The organism is Paenibacillus silagei (assembly GCF_017874735.1).
Taxonomy (GTDB): Bacteria; Bacillota; Bacilli; order Paenibacillales; family Paenibacillaceae; genus Paenibacillus_AQ; species Paenibacillus_AQ silagei.
The window spans coordinates 222,517-241,964 of the sequence record NZ_JAGGLV010000001.1; the positions used below are offsets into that span (position 1 = coordinate 222,517).

16 protein-coding genes are annotated in these 19,448 nt (G+C 49.1%); 3 read left to right on the forward strand and 13 right to left on the reverse strand.

What is annotated here, in order from left to right:
* Positions 1-302: 302 nt before the first annotated feature.
* From J2Z70_RS00915 to J2Z70_RS00925, 3 genes are read right to left on the reverse strand one after another with little or no spacing between them, the layout of a single operon-like run.
* Positions 303-1,370: a sensor histidine kinase gene (locus J2Z70_RS00915; RefSeq protein ID WP_209868502.1), complete on the reverse strand. Its 1,068-nt coding sequence runs from the start codon at positions 1,368-1,370 to the stop codon at positions 303-305.
* Between the two features lie 2 nt (positions 1,371-1,372).
* Complete coding sequence (locus J2Z70_RS00920; protein WP_209868505.1) at positions 1,373-2,044, reverse strand: response regulator transcription factor; 672 nt, start codon at positions 2,042-2,044, stop codon at positions 1,373-1,375.
* Entirely contained in the window at positions 1,974-3,839 is a 1,866-nt protein-coding gene (locus J2Z70_RS00925) for an ABC transporter ATP-binding protein (RefSeq protein ID WP_209868507.1), read from the reverse strand. Before J2Z70_RS00925 ends, J2Z70_RS00920 begins: the two co-directional genes overlap by 71 nt.
* Positions 3,840-4,079: 240 nt before the next feature.
* On the opposite strand from J2Z70_RS00925, the gene J2Z70_RS00930 reads away from it, so the two are divergent.
* The gene (locus J2Z70_RS00930; protein ID WP_036726163.1) at positions 4,080-5,297 is read left to right on the forward strand and encodes an MFS transporter; all 1,218 of its coding nucleotides are present in this window, start codon (positions 4,080-4,082) and stop codon (positions 5,295-5,297) included.
* A gap of 169 nt (positions 5,298-5,466) precedes the next feature.
* Here the strand turns inward: J2Z70_RS00930 and J2Z70_RS00935 are convergent, their stop codons facing one another.
* Positions 5,467-7,170 (reverse strand): glutamine--tRNA ligase/YqeY domain fusion protein, encoded by a 1,704-nt coding sequence (locus J2Z70_RS00935; RefSeq protein ID WP_209869292.1) that lies wholly within the window; start codon positions 7,168-7,170, stop codon positions 5,467-5,469.
* Between the two features lie 214 nt (positions 7,171-7,384).
* On the opposite strand from J2Z70_RS00935, the gene J2Z70_RS00940 reads away from it, so the two are divergent.
* Positions 7,385-7,630: a DUF2164 domain-containing protein gene (locus J2Z70_RS00940; protein WP_209868508.1), complete on the forward strand. Its 246-nt coding sequence runs from the start codon at positions 7,385-7,387 to the stop codon at positions 7,628-7,630.
* Between the two features lie 42 nt (positions 7,631-7,672).
* On the forward strand, positions 7,673-8,221 hold the full coding sequence (locus J2Z70_RS00945; protein ID WP_209868510.1) for a GNAT family N-acetyltransferase: 549 nt from the start codon (positions 7,673-7,675) through the stop codon (positions 8,219-8,221).
* 714 nt (positions 8,222-8,935) lie between these two features.
* Here the strand turns inward: J2Z70_RS00945 and J2Z70_RS00950 are convergent.
* The 9 genes from J2Z70_RS00950 to J2Z70_RS33585 all read right to left on the reverse strand — a co-directional run bounded on the left by J2Z70_RS00950 (position 8,936) and on the right by J2Z70_RS33585 (position 19,284).
* Positions 8,936-9,598 (reverse strand): MOSC domain-containing protein, encoded by a 663-nt coding sequence (locus J2Z70_RS00950; protein ID WP_235191902.1) that lies wholly within the window; start codon positions 9,596-9,598, stop codon positions 8,936-8,938.
* Positions 9,588-10,112, reverse strand: a complete 525-nt coding sequence (locus J2Z70_RS00955; RefSeq protein WP_036726156.1) for a GNAT family N-acetyltransferase — start codon at positions 10,110-10,112, stop codon at positions 9,588-9,590. Before J2Z70_RS00955 ends, J2Z70_RS00950 begins: the two co-directional genes overlap by 11 nt.
* 59 nt (positions 10,113-10,171) lie before the next feature.
* The gene (locus J2Z70_RS00960; protein WP_209868511.1) at positions 10,172-11,383 is read right to left on the reverse strand and encodes an MFS transporter; all 1,212 of its coding nucleotides are present in this window, start codon (positions 11,381-11,383) and stop codon (positions 10,172-10,174) included.
* Between the two features lie 543 nt (positions 11,384-11,926).
* Positions 11,927-12,754 carry a formate/nitrite transporter family protein gene (locus J2Z70_RS00965; protein ID WP_209868513.1) on the reverse strand — a complete coding sequence of 276 codons (828 nt, stop codon included), beginning with the start codon at positions 12,752-12,754 and terminating at the stop codon, positions 11,927-11,929.
* A 271-nt stretch (positions 12,755-13,025) separates the two neighbouring features.
* Positions 13,026-13,769: a LytR/AlgR family response regulator transcription factor gene (locus J2Z70_RS00970; protein ID WP_209868515.1), complete on the reverse strand. Its 744-nt coding sequence runs from the start codon at positions 13,767-13,769 to the stop codon at positions 13,026-13,028.
* A gap of 226 nt (positions 13,770-13,995) precedes the next feature.
* Positions 13,996-15,783 (reverse strand): ABC transporter ATP-binding protein, encoded by a 1,788-nt coding sequence (locus J2Z70_RS00975; RefSeq protein WP_209868516.1) that lies wholly within the window; start codon positions 15,781-15,783, stop codon positions 13,996-13,998.
* Positions 15,767-17,485: an ABC transporter ATP-binding protein gene (locus tag J2Z70_RS00980; protein WP_209868518.1), complete on the reverse strand. Its 1,719-nt coding sequence runs from the start codon at positions 17,483-17,485 to the stop codon at positions 15,767-15,769. The genes J2Z70_RS00975 and J2Z70_RS00980 overlap by 17 nt, the downstream gene beginning before the upstream one ends.
* Positions 17,486-17,638: 153 nt before the next feature.
* Positions 17,639-19,036, reverse strand: coding sequence for a PapB family radical SAM/SPASM ranthipeptide maturase (gene papB / locus J2Z70_RS00985; protein ID WP_209868520.1), 1,398 nt, complete (start codon positions 19,034-19,036; stop codon positions 17,639-17,641).
* Between the two features lie 119 nt (positions 19,037-19,155).
* Complete coding sequence (locus J2Z70_RS33585) at positions 19,156-19,284, reverse strand: hypothetical protein (RefSeq protein WP_281068106.1); 129 nt, start codon at positions 19,282-19,284, stop codon at positions 19,156-19,158.
* Positions 19,285-19,448 lie beyond the last annotated feature (164 nt).

Genomic DNA, 19,448 nt, shown 5'->3' on the forward strand with positions numbered 1-19,448 from the left:
TCAGTGGCCTTATTGTTTCAATCTGAGACGTTTCGGAGCCGAAGTCTAAAGGATAAGGCCTGTGGAGTCCGTTACTCGCCCAGTTGGCGACTTTCTTCCCAAATAAGAGCACCTCAGTCCGTTACGCTAAGCCAACGCCCCTGAAGAACACCCCCGCTTAGAAAAGATGTAATTTGAAGGGGAGTTGCTTCTACTCCACTATTTTAAACCTGACACTGTACTAATTTAACCGGCCTCCTGGCCAGTGAATACCCGGCTGAAGTACCGGCGCTGATTATTCGCCTGAACGGCGGGTTCATGGCTCATCCGCTCTGCTGCGGCAGCCGCACGATGAACGCCGTCCCCTCTCCGGGACGGCTCGTTACGTCTACGCTGCCTTCATGGAGCTCCACGATCTTCTTCACGAGCGGGAGGCCCAGCCCGCTTCCGCTCCCGCTGCTGACGCTTCTGGACTTGTCCGCCTTATAGAACCGTTCGAAGATCCGCTCCAGCTCCTCTTCGCTCATGCCGATCCCGCTGTCCCTGACCTCCACCTCGGCCCATTCCCCCATGCTGCGTACAATGACGGTGATCCGTCCGCCCTGGGGGGTGAATTTGATGCTGTTATGCAGCAGGTTGGTCCATACCTGGCTCAGCAGATCCTGCACCGCAGTCACGGTGGTCTCCTGAAGCTCGGCCTCCACCTCGATCTCCTTGCCCAGCCACTGCGGCTCAGCAGCTAGGATCATCGCCTGCACTTGCTTATCCAGCCTATAAGGCTTCCGCTCGAACGGGAAGCTCTCTGCCTCCAGCACGGACAGCTTCAGCAGATTGTCGCTCAGGCCGGACAGACGGCGGCTCTCCGCTTCAATAATATCCAGGTAATGCTTGCGGATCTCCGGACTAAGGTTCTCCTCTTGCAGCGCGGCAGCGAATCCGCGGATCGAGGTCAGCGGCGACTGGATCTCATGGGATACGCTGGCGATGAAGTCCTGCCGCATCAGCTCCATCCGGCTCAGCTCACTCGCCATTTCGTTGATCCCTTCCACAATCCCTCCGAACTGCCGGTACTGGCCGCTGTTCTCCAGTTCAATCTTGAAGTTGCCTTGAGAGATCTGCCGCATGGCTGTAAGGATCGGCCTATAGAAGTTCTGATCCTTGCCGCGTGTAGCGAAGGCAATCATCGCCCCGCAGACGAAAAAGATGATAATCTGCATCGCCATCACAAACAGGTGATACCCATATTCGGAGAAGGACCAGTGAAAATAATGGACCAGCAGCCTTGAGCCGAAATAGCTCCCGTTCCAGGTGATAAAGAACATGCTCAATAGTCCGGCTATAGGTCCAACTATTTTGACTTTCTCCCATATCTTCTTGGCTCTGCGCTTCATGCCTATCCCTCCAGCCGGTAGCCAAGCCCCCGGATCGTGCGAATGGAGAATCCGAATCGCTCCTGCGGAAACCGCTCGCGCAGACGGCCCACATGAACATCCAGCGTCCGCTCATTGCCTTCGTAATCGTAGCCCCAGATCTCTTCAATCAGCCGGTCACGGGTCAGCGTCTGCCCCCGGTAACTGGCCAGCTTGAAGAGCAGCTCGAATTCCTTCAGCGGCAGCGTGAACTCGCCATGCTCGGACAGCACCTCATAGGTGGCGCGATTCATCCGCAGACTGCCAACGTTAACACTCTGGGCGGCTGAAATCTGGTAACGCTTCAGCAGGGCTTTGACCCTGGCGATCAGCACAGGCGGCTCAAACGGCTTGACCAGATAGTCGTCTGTGCCCAGCTCGAAGCCTTTGACAATCTGCGAGGTCTCCCCTTTGGCCGTCAGCATCAGAATAGGGAAATCATACCGCCCCCGCAGCTCCCGGCACAGCTCCCAGCCGTCCATATTCGGCATCATAATATCAATGATCGCCATATCCGCCGCAGTCTCTTCGAGCAGCCGCAGCGCCTCCAGTCCGTCAGAAGCGCTCAGCACCTCGGCCATCCCTTCAGCTCTCAGGAACACTCCCACCAATTCGCGGATGTGCGGATCGTCGTCCACTACCAGTATTTTGACCATAGTCTGTAGAACCCTCCTCTATCCCTTGGCCCAGAAGCTCAGGTGTGTTCATTTGCAGCTGCTGCTCGGCGAATTCACGGTACAGCTCATGGTCCCTCAGCAGCTCCTCATGCGTGCCTTTGCCGGTGATCCGGCCCTTCTCCATAAAAATAATCTGGTCCGCATTCACCACCGTAGCTAATCTGTGAGCAATCACAATCGTAGTCCGGCCCTGCATCAGATTGCCCAGCGCCTTCTGCACTACGGCCTCCGACTGGCTGTCGAGGCTTGAGGTAGCCTCATCGAGCATGAGAATCTTCGGATCGCGCAGCAATGCTCTGGCGATGGCAATCCGCTGCCGCTGTCCGCCGGACAGCTTGACGCCGCGTTCACCGACATCCGTGTTGTACCCGTCCGGGAGCTCTTCAATGAAGCCGTCAGCGTAAGCCATGGCCGCAGCCCGCTTCAGCTCCTCCTTGCTGATCTCGCGGTCCAGCCCGTATCCGAGATTCTCGGCAATGGTACCGGCCAGCAGCGGACTTTCCTGTGAGACATAACCGATTCTCTTCCGCCAGGATTTCAGAGAGAACAGCGAAGCCGGTTTGCCGTCCAGCCGGATGACTCCGCCCTGCGGCTCATAGAACCGTTCCAGCAGCGAGAACAGGGTTGTTTTACCGCCGCCGCTCGGGCCGACAATGGCAGTCACCTGCCCCGGCTGCATAGTGAAGCTTACCTTGCTGAGAACCTTCTCGCCCGTCTTGTATCCGAAGCTGAGATCTTCCACTGCAATCGGACCCTCTGTGCCCTCAGCCTCTTCCACACCTTCATACACCTCTTCCTCTGCAGCAAGGGTCTCAATGATCCGCTCGGAGGCACCCTTGGCCTTCTGGAGCTGGGTAAAGAATTGCGTCAGCTGTGTCAGCGGCATAATAATCTGAATCAGATACAGAATAAAGGCGACCAATTCACCGGCAGTGAGCACCCCTGAGGATACCAGCATCCCGCCATAGCCGATAATGACCACCAGCAGCATCATGAAGACGAAGGAGATCAGCGGGCTGATCAGGGCGCTGATCTTGCCTTCACGAATCCCGAAGCCCAGCAGGTTCATAATCCCTTTCCGTCCCGCTTCATACTCCTTTTGCTCCGCTCCCGAGGATTTCACCAGCCGGATTTCGGACAACACACCGCTGAGCACAGCGGTGAAGGAGGCCGTCTCGTCCTGCGTGCCTTTGGAGATCTTGTACATCTGCCGTCCCAGCGGCACCAGAATGAGCGCCGACAGCGGGAGCACCGTGAACAGCACCAGCGTCATTTTCCAGTTCAGATAGAACAGCACCAGGACAGAGCCGACAATGGAGATGAGGCCGGTGAACAGACTGGCCAGATGCTCCGAGATCAGTGTCTTGAGAATTCCTGTATCATTAGTCATCCGGCTGACGCTCTCGCCTGTCCGGTTCTCATTGTAGTAGGAGACGGGCAGCACCAGGAATTTGCGCCACAGCCTGTCACGAAGCCCGGCCACAACTTTTTGCCCGATGGCATTCAAAAGATAGATCGAGACTCCGCCGGCCACGGTCTGCGCAATGAACGCTCCGGCGATGCCGGCAATCTGCAGCTTGCTGACAGAAGCCAGCGAGAAGCCGTCCACCAGATTCTTCGTGAACATGGGAATGACCAGACCGACCAGGGTCGAAATGATGCTGAGGCCAAGGGCCAGCGCCAGCAGCAGATAAGATGGCTTGGTTTCGTGCAGCAGCTTCAGGAACGGCCTCATGGCCGCGCCCTGCTTCTGCGGTGCTTGCTTGTTTGTCATAAGGAATCCCCTTTTCCGGCAGATAGATGTATGGAGCAGTGGCGCCCCGCTTCCGCCTTAGAACCCAGAATAACTGACCTATGTAAACTGAAGTTAAACAGATATTTTGCCATTGATTTGTAGTTCCCCATAAAAGTTGGTTTGTATACCTTTTCAACAAATGTTACAGTGATATCAGCGGCATCATAAGACGGCCACAGCAAGAATGCAAGGCATCCTAGCGGGAAAGGAGTGCAACGTTTGCGGGATCAATCCGATAAGCAGCTGTCTTTCACCTCTCTGAAATGGTTCAACTTCTTCGTATATGGAACGGTTGTCCTCTTCACCAGCTTCTTTCCCTTATATCTGCAGGATGTAGGGATGAATAAGCTGGAGATCGGGAGCCTGATGTCTGTAGGCGCACTGGTCTCCATTATTGCCAACCCCTTCTGGGGCATCTGGAGTGACCGGTATCAGAATATCCGGCGGATTGTCCTCGTCATGCTGACGGGAACGCTGGTCTTGACCCAACTTGTCTTTCAGGCGAATACATATGAAATGATCTACATATCCATTCTGTTCTTCTATTTCTTCCAGGGGCCCCTGTTCGCCCAGAGCAACACAATGATTCTCAGCTATATTGACGGAACCAGCCGCAGCTTTGGCTCTTTCCGGCTATGGGGATCACTAGGCTGGGCTTTCACCGCCATCCTTGCCGGTCCCGTAATTGAATGGGCCGGCATCTCTGTGCTGTCCTATCTGTTTGCATCACTGCTCTGTGCGGCGATGATTGCACTAATCACGCTGCCGAAGCTGGACCATTCGATCGGAATTGCCCCCTTGCCCTTCAAAGGCATGAGCCAGATCTTCCATAACCCGTTCTTCCTGTGCTTCATCCTCTTCGGCATCCTGGTCTCGATTCCGAATACGATGAATAACACCTTTGTGTCACTGTACATCACGGAGCTGGGAGGAAGCAAGACCATGATCGGTCTCGCAGTGTTCCTGTCCTCCATCCTGGAGATGGGAGTGCTGCTCCTATGCAATTACGTTCTCCGGCGCAAAATCTCTGTCCTGCTCGCCTCGCTCACGCTGGTCAGCGCGCTGTTCTTCCTGCGGTGGTGGCTGATGGCCGATGCAACGACTCCGCTGCAGGTTGCACTTATTCAGGTGCTGCACTCCATTACCTTCGGCGGCTTCTTCTATGTCGGAACCCAGCTGACTATGCTGCTGGTGCCAAAGCCCTACCGTTCCTCGGGACAGGCTCTCTACACGCTCACCTGGAGCGGAATCTCCGGAATTCTTGGCGGCGTCCTCGGCGGCTGGATGTATCAGACCCTCGGCGCGCAGACGATGTATCAATCCGGTGCGCTTCTTGCCCTGTTCGGGGCGATCGGCTTCGGAATGATGTGGCTCACTGTCATTCGCGGCAGCTACCGCCCTCCGGCTGATCCCGAGGACGAGCTGGCGGAAGACTAGGAATACGCACAAGTGGAGACGGCTTTGCCGTCCTTTAATGGGACGGTACCGTTTCAGCGAGAAATAGAAGGATAATTTATAGCGTCATATAAATTCTTATATTTGGATACAGCAAACAGGCTTGGCCTCCCGGCGGGAGACCAAGCCTGTTTGCTTATATGCAGCTCTTCTAGCCTTTTTTGGGCTGGAAGGAGCTTTTGAGGGATACAATCAGATTGAACACCAGATGCTCCGGCGACGAATACTTGCTGTCTACGTTGAAGTACCCGTGACGGAAGAACTGGAACTTGTCCTGCGCCACACTGTTCTTCAGCCCAGGCTCCACGAAGCCCTGCAGGATCTCGATGGACTTCGGATTCAGCTGATCCAGGAAGGTTGGCTCCGGCTTGTCAGCGGAAGCTTCCAGACCTTCTACTTCAGCATCCGTCTCCGCCTCTTCGGCAGAGATCAGCGGCTCATACAGGCGGAATTCCGCCGGTACAGCCTGGCCTGCATCTACCCAGTGCAGCGTTCCCTTAACCTTGCGGCCGGTGAAGCCGCTGCCGCTCTTCGTCTCAGGATCATAGGTACAGTGCAGCTCCACCACTTCGCCGTTCTCGTCCTTGATGAAGTCGTTGCACTTGATGAAATAAGCATTCTTGAGACGCACTTCATTGCCGGGAAACAAGCGGAAATACTTATTCGGCGGAATCTCCATGAAGTCATCGCGTTCAATATAGATCTCACGGGAGAACGGAATCTGGCGGTTGCCCATCTCAGGGTTCTCCACATTGTTCTCAATTTCGAAGTATTCGGTCTCGCCTTCCGGATAATTCGTAATAACCACCTTCAGCGGCCGCAGCACAGACATCGTCCGGGGAACCGTCAGCTTGAGATCTTCACGGATGAAGTGCTCCAGCATCTGCAGGTCCACCAGCCCCTGGCTTTTCGAGATACCGGTCTCATGCACGAAGCTGCGGATGGCCTCCGGTGTATAGCCGCGGCGGCGCAGCCCGGAGATCGTCGGCATGCGGGGATCATCCCAGCCGTCCACATGGCCTTCATCGACCAGCAGCTTCAGCTTGCGCTTACTCGTAACGGTCTGGGCCAGATTAAGGCGTCCGAATTCATATTGATGCGGTGCAGCCTCCATGTCACATTCCGCGACAACCCAGTCATAGAACGGGCGCTGGTCCTCGAACTCCAGGGAACAGAGGGAATGGGTGACATGCTCAATGGCATCCTCCAGCGGATGTGCGAAGGTATACATCGGATAAATGCACCATGCGTCGCCCGTATTATGGTGATGGGAGTGGGAGATCCGGTAAATGACCGGGTCCCGCAGATTGATGTTAGGAGAGGACATGTCAATTTTGGCGCGCAGAACCTTCTCGCCGTCCTTGAATTCTCCCGCCTTCATACGGTGGAACAGATCAAGGTTCTCTTCCACCCCGCGCTCGCGGTAAGGGCTGTTCTGCCCCGGCTCCGTCAGGGTTCCCCGGAATTCACGGATCTGCTCGGCGCTGAGATCATCGACATAGGCCTTGCCCTTCTTGATCAGCAGCTCGGCCCGCGCATACATCTCCCCGAAATAATCCGAGGCGAACCGCAGCTCCTCCCATTCATACCCGAGCCATTTCACATCCTCCTGGATGGAATTGACATACTCGGTATCTTCCTTGAGCGGATTCGTATCATCGAATCTCAGATGGGTCTTGCCGCCGAACTCATCCGCCAGCGTGAAGTTAATCCAGATCGCCTTGGCATGTCCGATATGTAAATAACCGTTCGGCTCCGGCGGAAAGCGGGTGACGACTTCCTTAACCTTACCCGAGCGGAGATCTTCGGTAATGACGTTCTTAATGAAATTGGAGGGTGTACCCTGGTTCTCCACATTGATCAACCTTTCATTCTGTAATATAACTACTTCCTTGTATGAACATGTTTCCTATTAATATACCCGTTAAGCCGGGAATGTTCAACAAGCGGAAACGGCATTGCCGTCCTTTTAAAGGACGGTACCGTTTCAGCTCCGCATCCTTTGACTTCTCTCCCGGCGATGGAGTAGCATGATAAATATAGGAATATTAAGCTAAAGGGGGATGCTTATGCAACCGGTAAAACTGCCTAAAGAGCAGCGGGAGATGCTTAATGAGAATATCCGTGCCTACTTCGAGGCGGAGCGCGGGGAAACGATCGGCCACCTGGCCGCAGACAATCTGTTGGAGTTCTTCCTGAAGGAGCTGGGGCCGGCGATTTACAACGGGGCGCTTAGCGACTGCCGCACGCTTGCTCTTCAGCGCATGCAAGCCCTTGAGGAAGATATCTACGCCTTGGAGTGGCAGAAGCGTTAGTTCAGCGAGGCTTATAACTCACAACGCATAGGGGGCTGCCACATGTTTAATTATGTCATAGATGAAGAGCTGAAGCTGAAGCTGCTCATGCCGGAGCATGCCCGTCAGATGTTCGCCCTGGTGGAACGCTCCCGCCACCGGCTCAGGCAGTGGCTGCCTTGGGTGGATGGCGTAGCCGAGCAGGCTCATCTTACCACGTTCATCAAGAACTCCGTGAAGCAGGGAATTGATAACGGCGGCTTCACTGCCGGACTGTGGGTCCGGGAGGAATTGGCCGGAATTATCGGCTATCACGAGATTGACTGGCATAACCGCTCGGTCGGCATCGGCTACTGGCTGGGCGAAGGCTATGAGGGACAAGGCTATATGACCAGCGCCTGCCGGGTCTTTGTCGATTACGCCCTGCTGGAGCTTGAGCTGAACCGCATCGAGATCCGCTGTGCCACAGGCAATCTGGCCAGCAGAGCGATCCCCGAACGGCTGGGATTTATCTTCGAAGGGGTCATCCGCCAGGCTGAGAAGCTGCCTAGTGGTTATGTGAACCATGCAGTGTACGGCCTGCTGCGCAGCGAATGGAAGCTGCTGGCCTGAGCGGGGAGGGCTGCCGATAATAGAGCACAGGTGCGGTGCGCGGAGCATACAGGGGAACGGGTCGGTCGGGTCGGCGGATTCAGGGGCATTTCTGCCCCTCATTTCCGCTCCCGGCCCGCTTTCGGCGGATTCAGGGGCATTTCTGCTCCTCATTTCCGCTCCCGGCCCACTTTTGGCGGATTCAGGGGCATTTCTGCCCCTCATTTCCGCTCCCCGCCCGCTTTTGGCGGATTCAGGGGCATTTCTGCTCCTCATTTCCGCTCCCGGCCCACTTTCGGCGGATTCAGGGGCATTTCTGCTCCTCATTTCCGCGACCAGCCCACTTTTGGCGGATTCGGGGGCATTTCTGCCCCTCATTTCCGCGACCAGCCCACTTTCGGCGGATTCAGGGGCATTTCTGCCCCTCATTTCCGCTCCCGGCCCGCTTTTGGCGGATTCAGGAGCACCGATATAGTTGGATTTTGTCCACTTACTGATGAACGATTGGCCCGTGCGCGGACTGGAGTTGGATAAATAACACTTAATTTATCACCTTTCGTCTAACAGGGCTGGAACTAACTATTTTAGTTGCTCTTTTTCCACTTGTTTTCGGTTATTTGCCAGAAGTAGGCGAGATAAGATACGTTTCTCCACTTGTTTACTTGAAGGGCGGGTTGAGGGCGGCGGAGAGACAGAGTAGCATGTGCAGGTGTGGAGTGGAGAAGGAAAAGTGTCTTAGCTCTCCGCCGCATCCAGCCATCTCTGGAACCGCTCACGGATGCCAGCCGCAAGGCTCTCCAGTCCGGCCAGCTCAGCCAGCCCGGCAGGGTCCTTACGCCCATGCTCCATCGAGTACAGTACCTGTCTCACCGGGAAGCTTCCCGCACCGCTCTCCAGCTTAACAATCCGGTCACCGGCTGCCACCCGGCCCTCACGCAGCACGCGGAAATAGAATCCGCTATACCCCGTGGACAGCACCTGAGCCGGCATATCCGCCGGTCCATGCTTCTGCGTGAGCTTGAAGCACGGGAAGCGCGGCTGGCTGACCTCCAGCAGTGCCGTACCGATCTCAAAAACATCCCCGATGCACACCTCGGTCTCCAGCAGTCCGCTCGCCGTGATGTTCTCGCCGAAGGCGGAAACCTCCAGCTTCCGGCCAAGCCACTCCTCCCAGTGGGCATAATGCTCCACCGGATAGACGCACACTGCCTTGTCAGGGCCTCCATGATTGACCAGATCCGCTTGCCCGTCTCCGGTGAACCCACCCACCCGAAGCGCAAGCGGCCCGGCTACCGGCAGCTTGTAGATTCCGGTGTCCAGCGGCTTACCACGGTACTCCACCGTCTTCGGCTTGCCTACATTAAGCGAGACGACTTGCATCTTCACTTCACTCTCCATCCCCTTCTCCTCCCGTCAGCCTGCAGCTCATAAATACTTCATCCACATAACGTCCGCTTAAGTAGAATTCCTCCCGCAGCCGTCCCTCTTCCTCGAATCCGCATTTGCGGTAGAACTGAAGTGCCGGTGTATTGCAGGAGAGCACACGCAGCCGCAGCTTGCGGATGCCATGCCCCGCGGCATGGCGCTTGATCTCCGCGATCAATCGGCTGCCTACACCCAACCGCTGAAAGCGCGGGTGCACAGCGATATTCACCTCGCATACATGGCGGTTGCTCTCCATCCCGCTGGGACAGCCGAAGCCAACGTAACCACATAGCTCCCCGTCCTGCAAGGCCACAAGCTGGGAGCCGGGCGGCGCATGCAGCAGATAGTCCTCCCGCGAGCGCCACATCAGCGGACCCGGGGTTGTATTCTCCGTCCAGATCATATTATCGAGCACGATCAGCTCACGGGCATCCCTGATTTCGGAAGGCCGGATAAGCAGTGCAGCATCACTGTTAATTGGTTGCATTATTATACCCCCCTTGCCTTACTAAGCAGATAGAAAAAGATTAGTTGCAGCATGAACGATTATGCAGTCCTGCGCTCAAGCCGTACAGCTGAACGGTTCATATAGGCGTGAAGCGCGAAGAATCCTACGGATAGTACAGCCATGCCGCAAGCGAGCCAGCCGGTTGGCGCAAGACCGCCCCTGTCGAACTGAACACCCATCAGATAAGGCCCGATGACACGGCCGATTGCGCCGATTCCGCCGCTCAGCCCGAGATAGAACGGCGCGCTGCGCTGGGCATGCTCCGAGATGAAGGAAGGCATCGCCGGAGAGATCAGCATCTCCCCAAGGGTAGCCAGCACCATACCCAGCAGCATCCCCGGATAGCTTGGTATAAACAGAATTACAGCATACCCGCCCAGGTAAAAGACGGCGCTTGCTGTCATCTGCGCAGTTGACGTCTGCGCGAACCCGCGCTTGATCAGGCTGACCAGCGGCTGCGCCGCGAAGATCAGCACACCGTTCAGCGTCCAGAGGAAGCCGTACAGCTGCTTCGACCAGCCTTCCGAGATAATGAACGGCGAGACTCCGCTGTTCCAGATCGAATTACCGATCAGCAGGAACATCGAGCCCACCGCCATGAACAGATAGATCCGTATATGGGCGAGGAGTCTCCAGCCCGACACTTCATTCTGCGGTTGCTTTTTCGATACTGTGCTGTGAGCCGGAGCCGTCCCTACCTTACGCAGATAGACGAAGAAGAATCCGGCAAATACGGCCGAGGTCACCCCGTTAAGCACAAAGCTCAGCATATAATTGCCCAGGAAGCCGCTCAGCGCGGTTCCCAGGGCTACCCCTATATTATTGGCAACATAGATGATATTGAACAGCTCTGCGCGCTGCTCCGCGAACCGGAAACCGATAAACGCCTGGATCGCCGGCAGGGAGAGGGAGTTGAACAATCCCATCATACCCATAACGATTATGAATACGCTCCAGCTTCCGCTCGCCCACGGGAGGGCAAACAGCGTGAAGGCATTCATCGCCAAAGCGCCGACAATCAGGCGGTTCACTCCTACCTTATGATACAACGAACCGCCCAGCAGCTGACCGGCAATCCCGCCAAGTGACTGCACCAGCAGCACGATTCCCGCGTCTTTCATACTGCGTCCCAGTTCATCGAATACATACATTGTAACCAGCGGCCACATCAGCGCACTGCCGGTAGCATTAATCAGACTGGCAATCAAGAATACTTTAATTTCCTTCGGATAGGCCTGCATGAATCTCATATCTTGTCTGTCATCCCCTGTAACATAGCTGTCATTAATCCATCCAGTATCATCCCAAAACAGGGGGCGGGGCAAGCATGTGCGTTAATGCTGTATCGCGGGAAACCAGGATATAATTTGTGATATTTATATTCTATAACCCGCTCTTTCACACGTAAACAAAAATACCTTGCCGGCACTGATTCGTTCCCCGGAAGCCGGGGTAATGATCCATATGAAACACTCCCTATTTTATTCACCGTGAGATCCGATTTCGTTCCCCCGAATCGGATTGCACGGTGAATTTTGTTTTGTCCGGAGGATGATCCTGCTGTACCTATACCAAACAAGTAGAAACGGCTTTGCCGTCCTTTTACAGGACGGTACCGTTTCAGCGAGAAAGATAAGGATAATTATAACGCGAAGCATATAAATTCTTATCTTTATACAAAAACACTCCCTGTCTCTACGAAACCCTTGAAGCAGGGTGCCGAGAAGCAGGAAGTGCTAGGCCAAGCTATGGTAAAGTACGGCGATTCACACCGGTTCGTCAATGATTACGCATTAAGCGTGTTTCTTCAATCCCGCAGCAGGGACGCCCGCGGAAGGGCTCACAGCACCCGGCTCCTTGCGCAAATAAGCCATCCAGTACGCAGCAGCCACGAAGATCGCGCCGCCCGTCAGATTGCCCAGCCAGACCGGAACGAAGTTGCCGAAGTACTGGGCCCAGGTGAAATGCCCTTCGAAGATCGCAGCAGGGATAAGGAACATGTTAGCTACAACGTGCTGGAAGCCGATGGCCACGAACGCCATGGTCGGAAACCAGATACCGAGGATTTTGCCGCTGAAATTGTCTGCCCCGTACGACAGCCATACCGCCAGCGCTACCAGCCAGTTACAGCCGATCCCGGAGATAAAAGCCTGCAGGAACGTAGCATCGATCTTATGCTCCGCCATACTTACCAGCTTCTCCAGATACACGCCATCTGATGTAAGGCCAACGATGTGACCGAAGAAATAAGCGACGAACAAGGCGCCTGCCAGGTTGCTGAGCGTGATCAGCACCAGGTTCTTCATGACTTCCCAGAACGAAATCTTCTTCGCCATAAAAGCCAGCGGCACCGCCATCATATTGCCCGTAAGCAGTTCGCCTCCGGCAAGCAGCACCAGCACCAGTCCAACCGGGAACACCGCAGCCCCGATGAAGTTAGCTATGGACCCCCACTCGGCGGGTGCACCGGCAATGACACGAATATCCAGCAAAAATCCGAGCGCGATAAACGCTCCTCCCAGGAAACCGAGAATGAGTACAGTGCTGAGCGGATTATGCGCCTTCTTAATTCCGTTCTCTACCGTCACTTCAGCGATTCCCTGCGGTTTGTTATAAGCCATGATTCCTATCCCCTTCGAATTACTTAAAATTTGTTCCTTTATGCCATTGTAACGTGATCCCAATCACATTTACGTGATAAAAGTCACTATCATAAAAACCACGTGAAAGTTTTCACTGACATGTCAAATTTACCACAAAAGCTGGCATCATGCACTGATTTAATGCAGTTCCGGGAACTTTTGTCGATTCACCGGCTAGACAATGCCTGCTTACATGACATGCAACAACCAAAAAAACGGCGTTCCTAAGTGGAACAGCCGTTTCGGATCTTTAAACGGAAACGCTGAAATAGGATAACAGGGATTGCATATTTCTTTTTGATACGTAAACGGTTTCTTTATTGGTCATATTAAGCGTGAATTGAGTTTTATCAATCGATTTAATATATCTGGTATTCACTATATAAGATCTGTGCACTTTACAAAAATAGCTTGGGAGGAGAGATTCTACACTTTTCAACGTTCCGTAGCATTCTATAGTTTCATTGAGACTATGTATTTTAATGCGGTGGTTTATGTCTGTTTCAAGAAACTGGATTTCTGAAATGTTAATATTAATTACTTGTGTAGCAGTATCAATTGTTAACAGATTATCCTTATGACCCACATTAATCTTTTTGAAGTCGCCTATAATTGAACTTAGACATAACTTCAGTCTTTTGGGTAAATCCAAGAAGGGGAATTTAAATATGTAGTCCATAGCTTTAATTTTATGCTGGTATGTTAAGAGGTCAAGTTCGAATGAGGAAGTTAGAAATACGATATAACCCAACGGGTCGTAGTCTCTTATTATTTTTGCCAGGTCAATTCCGTTTAATTCTGATTGCAGTTTTAGTTCCAATAAGTAAACACAGTCACTGTGATTATTAGCTGAGAGATAACGGATCACCCTTCTGGGATCAGAAGTAATGAGCGGAACAGATATGCTGACATCCAGTTCAGATACTATGGATTTTATCGCTGAATGAACTGATAACGCTGCCTGATCATTATTTTCGCAAATTATGATTTTCATAGTTCTCTCCCCATTTTTAATAATCGTCTTACTGAATTCAATTATACAAACGTAAACTATCAATTAAACTGATGCGGACTTTGAGGCAACCGAATTGCCAAATAACAAGCAAAACAGTGTTGTAAATAAAATATAATACAAAAACAATATTTTTAATATGAGGAAAATAGTACATAAAATAATCTTAAAAAGGTATAATTATTAATTAGAATCCATTCCCATCTTCTCATATTACATATTGTTTAGCCTGTGCATTGAACATCTCCCTATAAATCCCAGATGAACAGGCCATTAGCTCCTCGTGACTTCCCTTTTCAATCAACTGTCCTCTCTGAAAAACCGCTATTGTATCGCAGAATTTACAACTGGATAAGCGGTGCGAAATATAAATTGCAGTCTTATTTGCTGTAAGATCATTGAAGTGACTGTATAAATGATATTCAGATAGAGGGTCTAAGGCTGCAGTCGGTTCATCCAATATAACAATAGGGGCATCCTTGTACAATGCTCTGGCAATAGCAAGTCTTTGGCTTTCCCCGCCGGATAAATCTACGCCCTGTTCATCAAATATTTTATACAACATTGTATCTTCTTGATTTACAAATCCTTCTATTTTTTCATGAAGATTCACTTTGCTCAGAGTCTCCAGCAGATGGGTTCGCTCTTTGCATCCCTGCCCAACAGTTATATTGTCTTTTAAAGAAGCAGCCAGAAATCTGAAATCCTGAAACACAACTGAAAAAAGATCAAGATACTCTGTATAATCATAATTTTTTATGTTTACACCGTTTAACAGAATCTCTCCTTCTGTCGGATCGTATAGTCTTGTTATTAATTTAATTAAAGTTGTTTTACCGGAACCATTCATTCCGACGACCGATAGACGATCACCACTATTCAGCGTAAGACTAACGTTATGCAAAGTATATTGCTCTGCCGCAGGATATTTGAAAGATACATTCACCAGCTTCAACTGGTAGGGATTTGTTAGTTTAACCGGTTGGCCCGTTCGCTGTTTTTGATTAGGCAGATTAATAAATTCCACGAACGCGTTCAAGTAAAGTAAGCTTTGTGAGAGATTAATAATGTAACCGATAATCAAGTTTATATTTTGGCTAAGCTTATAAACAGCTGACACATACATAGTAAAAGACCCTATATTGATCGAATTGTTCAGTACCTTATAAGCCATGTAACCGTAAATGACCCCCTGCTGTACCAGCACGGCAATCTCAGTAACACATGCATATAAGCTTTTTTTGTTAGTTAACTCCATCATATTATCCACGGTCTTTTTCATATTTTGCTTACTTTTCTGCAGAAGCAAATCTTTAATATTATATAAGCGGATATCCTTCCCAAAATTGAAGTCAAGGATTGTTCTATAAAAGTAGTTGTACTCACGATTCACAGGGATTAACTTATGCCAAAAGCTATATTGAATATTACGGGTTTTTCTTTGAAGCAAAGTATTTATCAGAATAATGAGCACTATAATTCCTATTATCAAGTAGTTCAAAGTAGAGAGAATATATATCAGACCAGCAATAGACAGTAGGCTGGAGATTGTACTTATCAAGGTGTTAAGGAGACTGGTGATGCCACCCGATGCCGAAATAGCCTGATAGGCCTGTTCTTTTTTATCCAGCGCTGCAGGACTCTCAGTGTACTCGTAATCCATAGTTAATAATTTGCTTCCTATCTTCAAGTTAAATTCTTTTGTGATTTCTAAATTTTTAGTGTTTATATAATATTGCAAAGCCATTGTAAATACGTTTAAGCCTAAACTCACAGCAACAAATAGAGCAATATCTCTGGCAAGTATAGAATTCCTGCACTGGCCCATTAATTCATCGATGATAATCTTAGGCATCAGAACCGGAATGAACTGTAAAGCAGTGTTAGCCAATGTTACCAGAAGAACAGTAACAAACACGAATGGCGAGGTTTTCCATACTACGCTAAGAAGAAGATGAAGGCCTTTCAGGTTGAAACGTTTATTGATTGACTGCATATGTCCCCTCCTGGACCGTATCCGATTCCTGATAATACTGCGCCTGGACATTAAACATGTGAGCATATAACCCCTGTTTGTTCAGAAGCTCCAGATGAGAACCGCTTTCTACAATGGTCCCCTCATTAAAAACAAGAATTCGATCACAAAAGCGGGTACTCGATAAACGATGAGAAATATAAAAGGCCGTTTTATCTTTCACCATTTCATCAAACCGTTTAAAAATCTGATACTCTGACAACGGATCAAGCGCCGCAGTTGGCTCATCCAGTATTACGACAGGTGCGTCTTTGTAGAAAGCGCGTGCTGCAGCAAGCTTCTGTTTCTCTCCCCCGGAAAGATCGATACCACTGTCATCGAAAATTTGAAGTAAGCTTGTATGTATCCTCTTGGGCATTTCACTGACTTTTTCCCATAATCCGACTTGTTTAAGTGAAGAAATAACTTTTGCAGTGTTAGTGGTTTGGGATTCTTGTAAGGATATATTCTCAGCGAGTGTAAAAGCCAGCACTTTTATATCCTGGAAAACAACTGAGAACAAGTCGAAGTATGGTTTGCACTCGAATTTATTTATATTCTCATTATCTATCCGGATTTCACCCTCGGAAGCGTTATAAAGCCTAAGCAGCAATTTAATAAATGTAGTTTTTCCGGATCCGTTTGGACCGACAATTGCAATGCGCTCCCCTTTTTTGATAACTCCATTAATATAATGCAGCGCATATTTGTTAGTACCGGGGTATCTGTAGCAGAGGTCAGAAAATGAAAACTCATGGTTAAATCCTTTTACAGGGAGTTTAGGGGAATGAGTTGTAGGCTCTTGTTCCATATAACAGCGATAATCATCAATAGTCATAAAGTCTTTTATGATTCCAGTATATAGCTGAATACACTGTTGAAGGCTCTCATTAAGCTTATTAATCGTTGTTGAGAACATCAAAAAATCGGCAATAGAAATTGTATTTATAAGTACTCTGTATACAAGATAACCATAACTTGCGGCCATCTGTGAGATAACTCCACACTGAATGGCTATACCGGAAATTAAATTCCGCCTTTGAATTCTCCGTTGCACGTCTATATTAGCTTCGTATGTATGATCAAAATCTTTATAAATCCAGTCATTCATCCGGTATAAACGAATATCTTTGGCATAGGTAAAATCATGCATGAGATTACTAAGGTAATCAGCTTTTCTTTGTAATGTTATGTTGGAAATATTAAGCTTCTGGTCGTAACGCTTAGTACTAAGATCAATATAAAAGTTAATAATAACCACTAGTGCTATTAATATAACGACTAAAAAATGCAGACGGGAAATAATAGCAATATAGCCTATAAGACTAAGTCCGTAAGAAAAAAGCTCGAACATTTTTTTTATAGCAGCTTCGAACCCCAGGCTGGTACTCGAAACCGCTCTTAAAGCCCTTCTATTCTGATCCAGCATGTCCTTATCTTCCAAATGCTCATAATCCATGGTCAATGTTTTATCCCAGTGTCTGATAGTGAAGACATTCCTGATTCTGGCATAGCCCGGAATACATTTAGCATTAAAGTAATTTTTAAAAATGGTCAGGATAGTATAAATAAAACACCCTATGAAGATCACAGTGAGGATGTAATCCGCTCTTCGGGCGTTCATTAATTCTTCAACCAGAAGCTGTGGCAGAATTATGAAAACAAAGGGGGATAAGCCTTTCATCGTAGAAAAAAGAGTACAATAGATCAGGAGCTTCCTGTCATATTTGTGGATGCTTATCAGAATATACCGAACATCCTTAAAAGCTTTTATTAATTTCCCCACTCCAATCTCCCCCCTTCGCTTTCATAACCTTCCTGTAACTGCTAAATGCACTCAACTGCTAATCACAGTAGCTTGTTTTGGATTAAAGAATCTTTCTTTTTCTTCAGGTGTCAACCGTATGTAAAGCCGGATCAATCTTTCAAAAATATTTTTTGTAAGCTCGCACACAGGTTCACTCATTTCCGTAACACTGCCAGTGAGATTCAGATTCTCGTTAGGGCAACCGCCTATACATAAATTTCGGGCCCAGCAATCATCACATTGTTTATGGTTAGAAACATTGATTTCCTCAAGGAATGAATCTCTTCGTTCAGCTTTTGTATTAATGTTGCCCAGAACATACTCTTTATTAGAAACAAACCGGTGACACGGATAAATATCCCCATTAATATCAATAGCGTACATATTCCAGCCTACTCCACAAGGAAGCGCCCGTGTAGAACCCTGATGAATTTTCCGCATAAAACCGGTGAATATACTCAGTTTAGAATATCTGTCACGGTCCCCTTTTTTAATGAGCTGCTCGTAATGGTCAATTAATCTGTTGTATTCTTCCGTTAATTCAGGATAATCCTCATCTTTTAATAAATTGTAAGCCGGCGACATGGGGATGGCTCTGAAATTCAAGTCATACAAATGTTCAAAACTGCTGACTAAATCGAAGCCCTTTTTTGTAATAGTTGCTCTGCAGGATATCGCGCTGTTCTCACGCATATTTTTTGTGTTCTCCAATATCATGTCATAGGACCCGATTCTATTTTGAAAATAGCGATTTCTGTCATGGGTTTCCCTGTCTCCATCCAGACTGATCTGCACTGTGATCTTGTTTTCTGTAAAAAATCGCTCAATCTCTTCATTAATAAGAGTTCCATTAGTCGTAGTTGTAAAACGGAAAATTTTATCTGTCTCCGCTTCCTTCTCTTTGCAATACGCGACAACTTGTTTAAACAGGTTGAAGTTGAGCAAGGGCTCTCCGCCGAACAAACAAATAGAAAGCTCTTTTGTCTGCGAATTGGCAAGCAGGAAATCAATAGCTTTTTGAGCTGTGCTGAACTTCATCTTCCCCCGGTCATGGTATTCCCCGGCTTCGCCGTAACAATAGCTGCATCTCATATTACACTCTTGGACAATCATTAAAGTAATGGAGGAGATGGAATCTGGCATTTCTTTAGTGTAAGCCTTTTCCATTTTAAGATCTGCTTCAGCATTCTTTATGAAGAACGCCTCTTCCATCTGAGATATAACTTCACTGAACTCATGCTCCGTAAATACATCTGCAACGCTGTTATACGCCTGCTCAAAATCCTTACCTTCCTGATTTAATAACTTCTCTACCTTCTCATCAATTTCGAAAATCTTGTTATTGTTCAAGCTGTACAGATAGCTTCCGCTATCCTCATTAAAGATTCTATATGGATAAAATGATAATTTTTCAGTGAGATGACTCATTAATATTCCTCCCTCTTCAAATTACAATTACGTTGCAGACATAAAAAATAGCAAGGCTCTAGGAACTTACTATCCATGATTGGATAGGTTTCATAGAGCCTTGGTCTATTTAAAATTTATTATGGTTCAATGAAGTCAAGCTTTCCGCCGTCGCAAATTGCACAGTCATTATCTTTCGGATAATCACAGAAAATACACACACCATTTGGCTCGACTAAAGACTCAGAAACATTGACTTGTTTAAACATTTTCTTTTCCTCCTCAGTATTATGTTGGAAATATTTCCTACTATTATGATACTATTATATATAATCCCATACAAGTACTTGTACCTGATTGTATCATTTCACCACCTCATTGAGTTAGTAACACCATTATTGTCTTTCATGATAAGATATGAGCAATTCGTGAT

Excerpts from the sequence above, each read along its gene's own strand:
- J2Z70_RS00915 (WP_209868502.1), bottom strand. The coding sequence starts at position 1,370 with ATGAAGCGCAGAGCCAAGAAGATATGGGAGAAAGTCAAAATAGTTGGA.
- J2Z70_RS00920 (WP_209868505.1), bottom strand. The coding sequence starts at position 2,044 with ATGGTCAAAATACTGGTAGTGGACGACGATCCGCACATCCGCGAATTG.
- J2Z70_RS00925 (WP_209868507.1), bottom strand. The coding sequence starts at position 3,839 with ATGACAAACAAGCAAGCACCGCAGAAGCAGGGCGCGGCCATGAGGCCG.
- J2Z70_RS00940 (WP_209868508.1), top strand. The coding sequence starts at position 7,385 with ATGCAACCGGTAAAACTGCCTAAAGAGCAGCGGGAGATGCTTAATGAG.
- J2Z70_RS00945 (WP_209868510.1), top strand. The coding sequence starts at position 7,673 with ATGTTTAATTATGTCATAGATGAAGAGCTGAAGCTGAAGCTGCTCATG.
- J2Z70_RS00950 (WP_235191902.1), bottom strand. The coding sequence starts at position 9,598 with ATGGAGAGTGAAGTGAAGATGCAAGTCGTCTCGCTTAATGTAGGCAAG.
- J2Z70_RS00955 (WP_036726156.1), bottom strand. The coding sequence starts at position 10,112 with ATGCAACCAATTAACAGTGATGCTGCACTGCTTATCCGGCCTTCCGAA.
- J2Z70_RS00960 (WP_209868511.1), bottom strand. The coding sequence starts at position 11,383 with ATGAGATTCATGCAGGCCTATCCGAAGGAAATTAAAGTATTCTTGATT.
- J2Z70_RS00965 (WP_209868513.1), bottom strand. The coding sequence starts at position 12,754 with ATGGCTTATAACAAACCGCAGGGAATCGCTGAAGTGACGGTAGAGAAC.
- J2Z70_RS00970 (WP_209868515.1), bottom strand. The coding sequence starts at position 13,769 with ATGAAAATCATAATTTGCGAAAATAATGATCAGGCAGCGTTATCAGTT.
- J2Z70_RS00975 (WP_209868516.1), bottom strand. The coding sequence starts at position 15,783 with ATGCAGTCAATCAATAAACGTTTCAACCTGAAAGGCCTTCATCTTCTT.
- J2Z70_RS00980 (WP_209868518.1), bottom strand. The coding sequence starts at position 17,485 with ATGAAAGGCTTATCCCCCTTTGTTTTCATAATTCTGCCACAGCTTCTG.
- papB (WP_209868520.1), bottom strand. The coding sequence starts at position 19,036 with ATGAGTCATCTCACTGAAAAATTATCATTTTATCCATATAGAATCTTT.
- J2Z70_RS33585 (WP_281068106.1), bottom strand. The coding sequence starts at position 19,284 with ATGTTTAAACAAGTCAATGTTTCTGAGTCTTTAGTCGAGCCAAATGGT.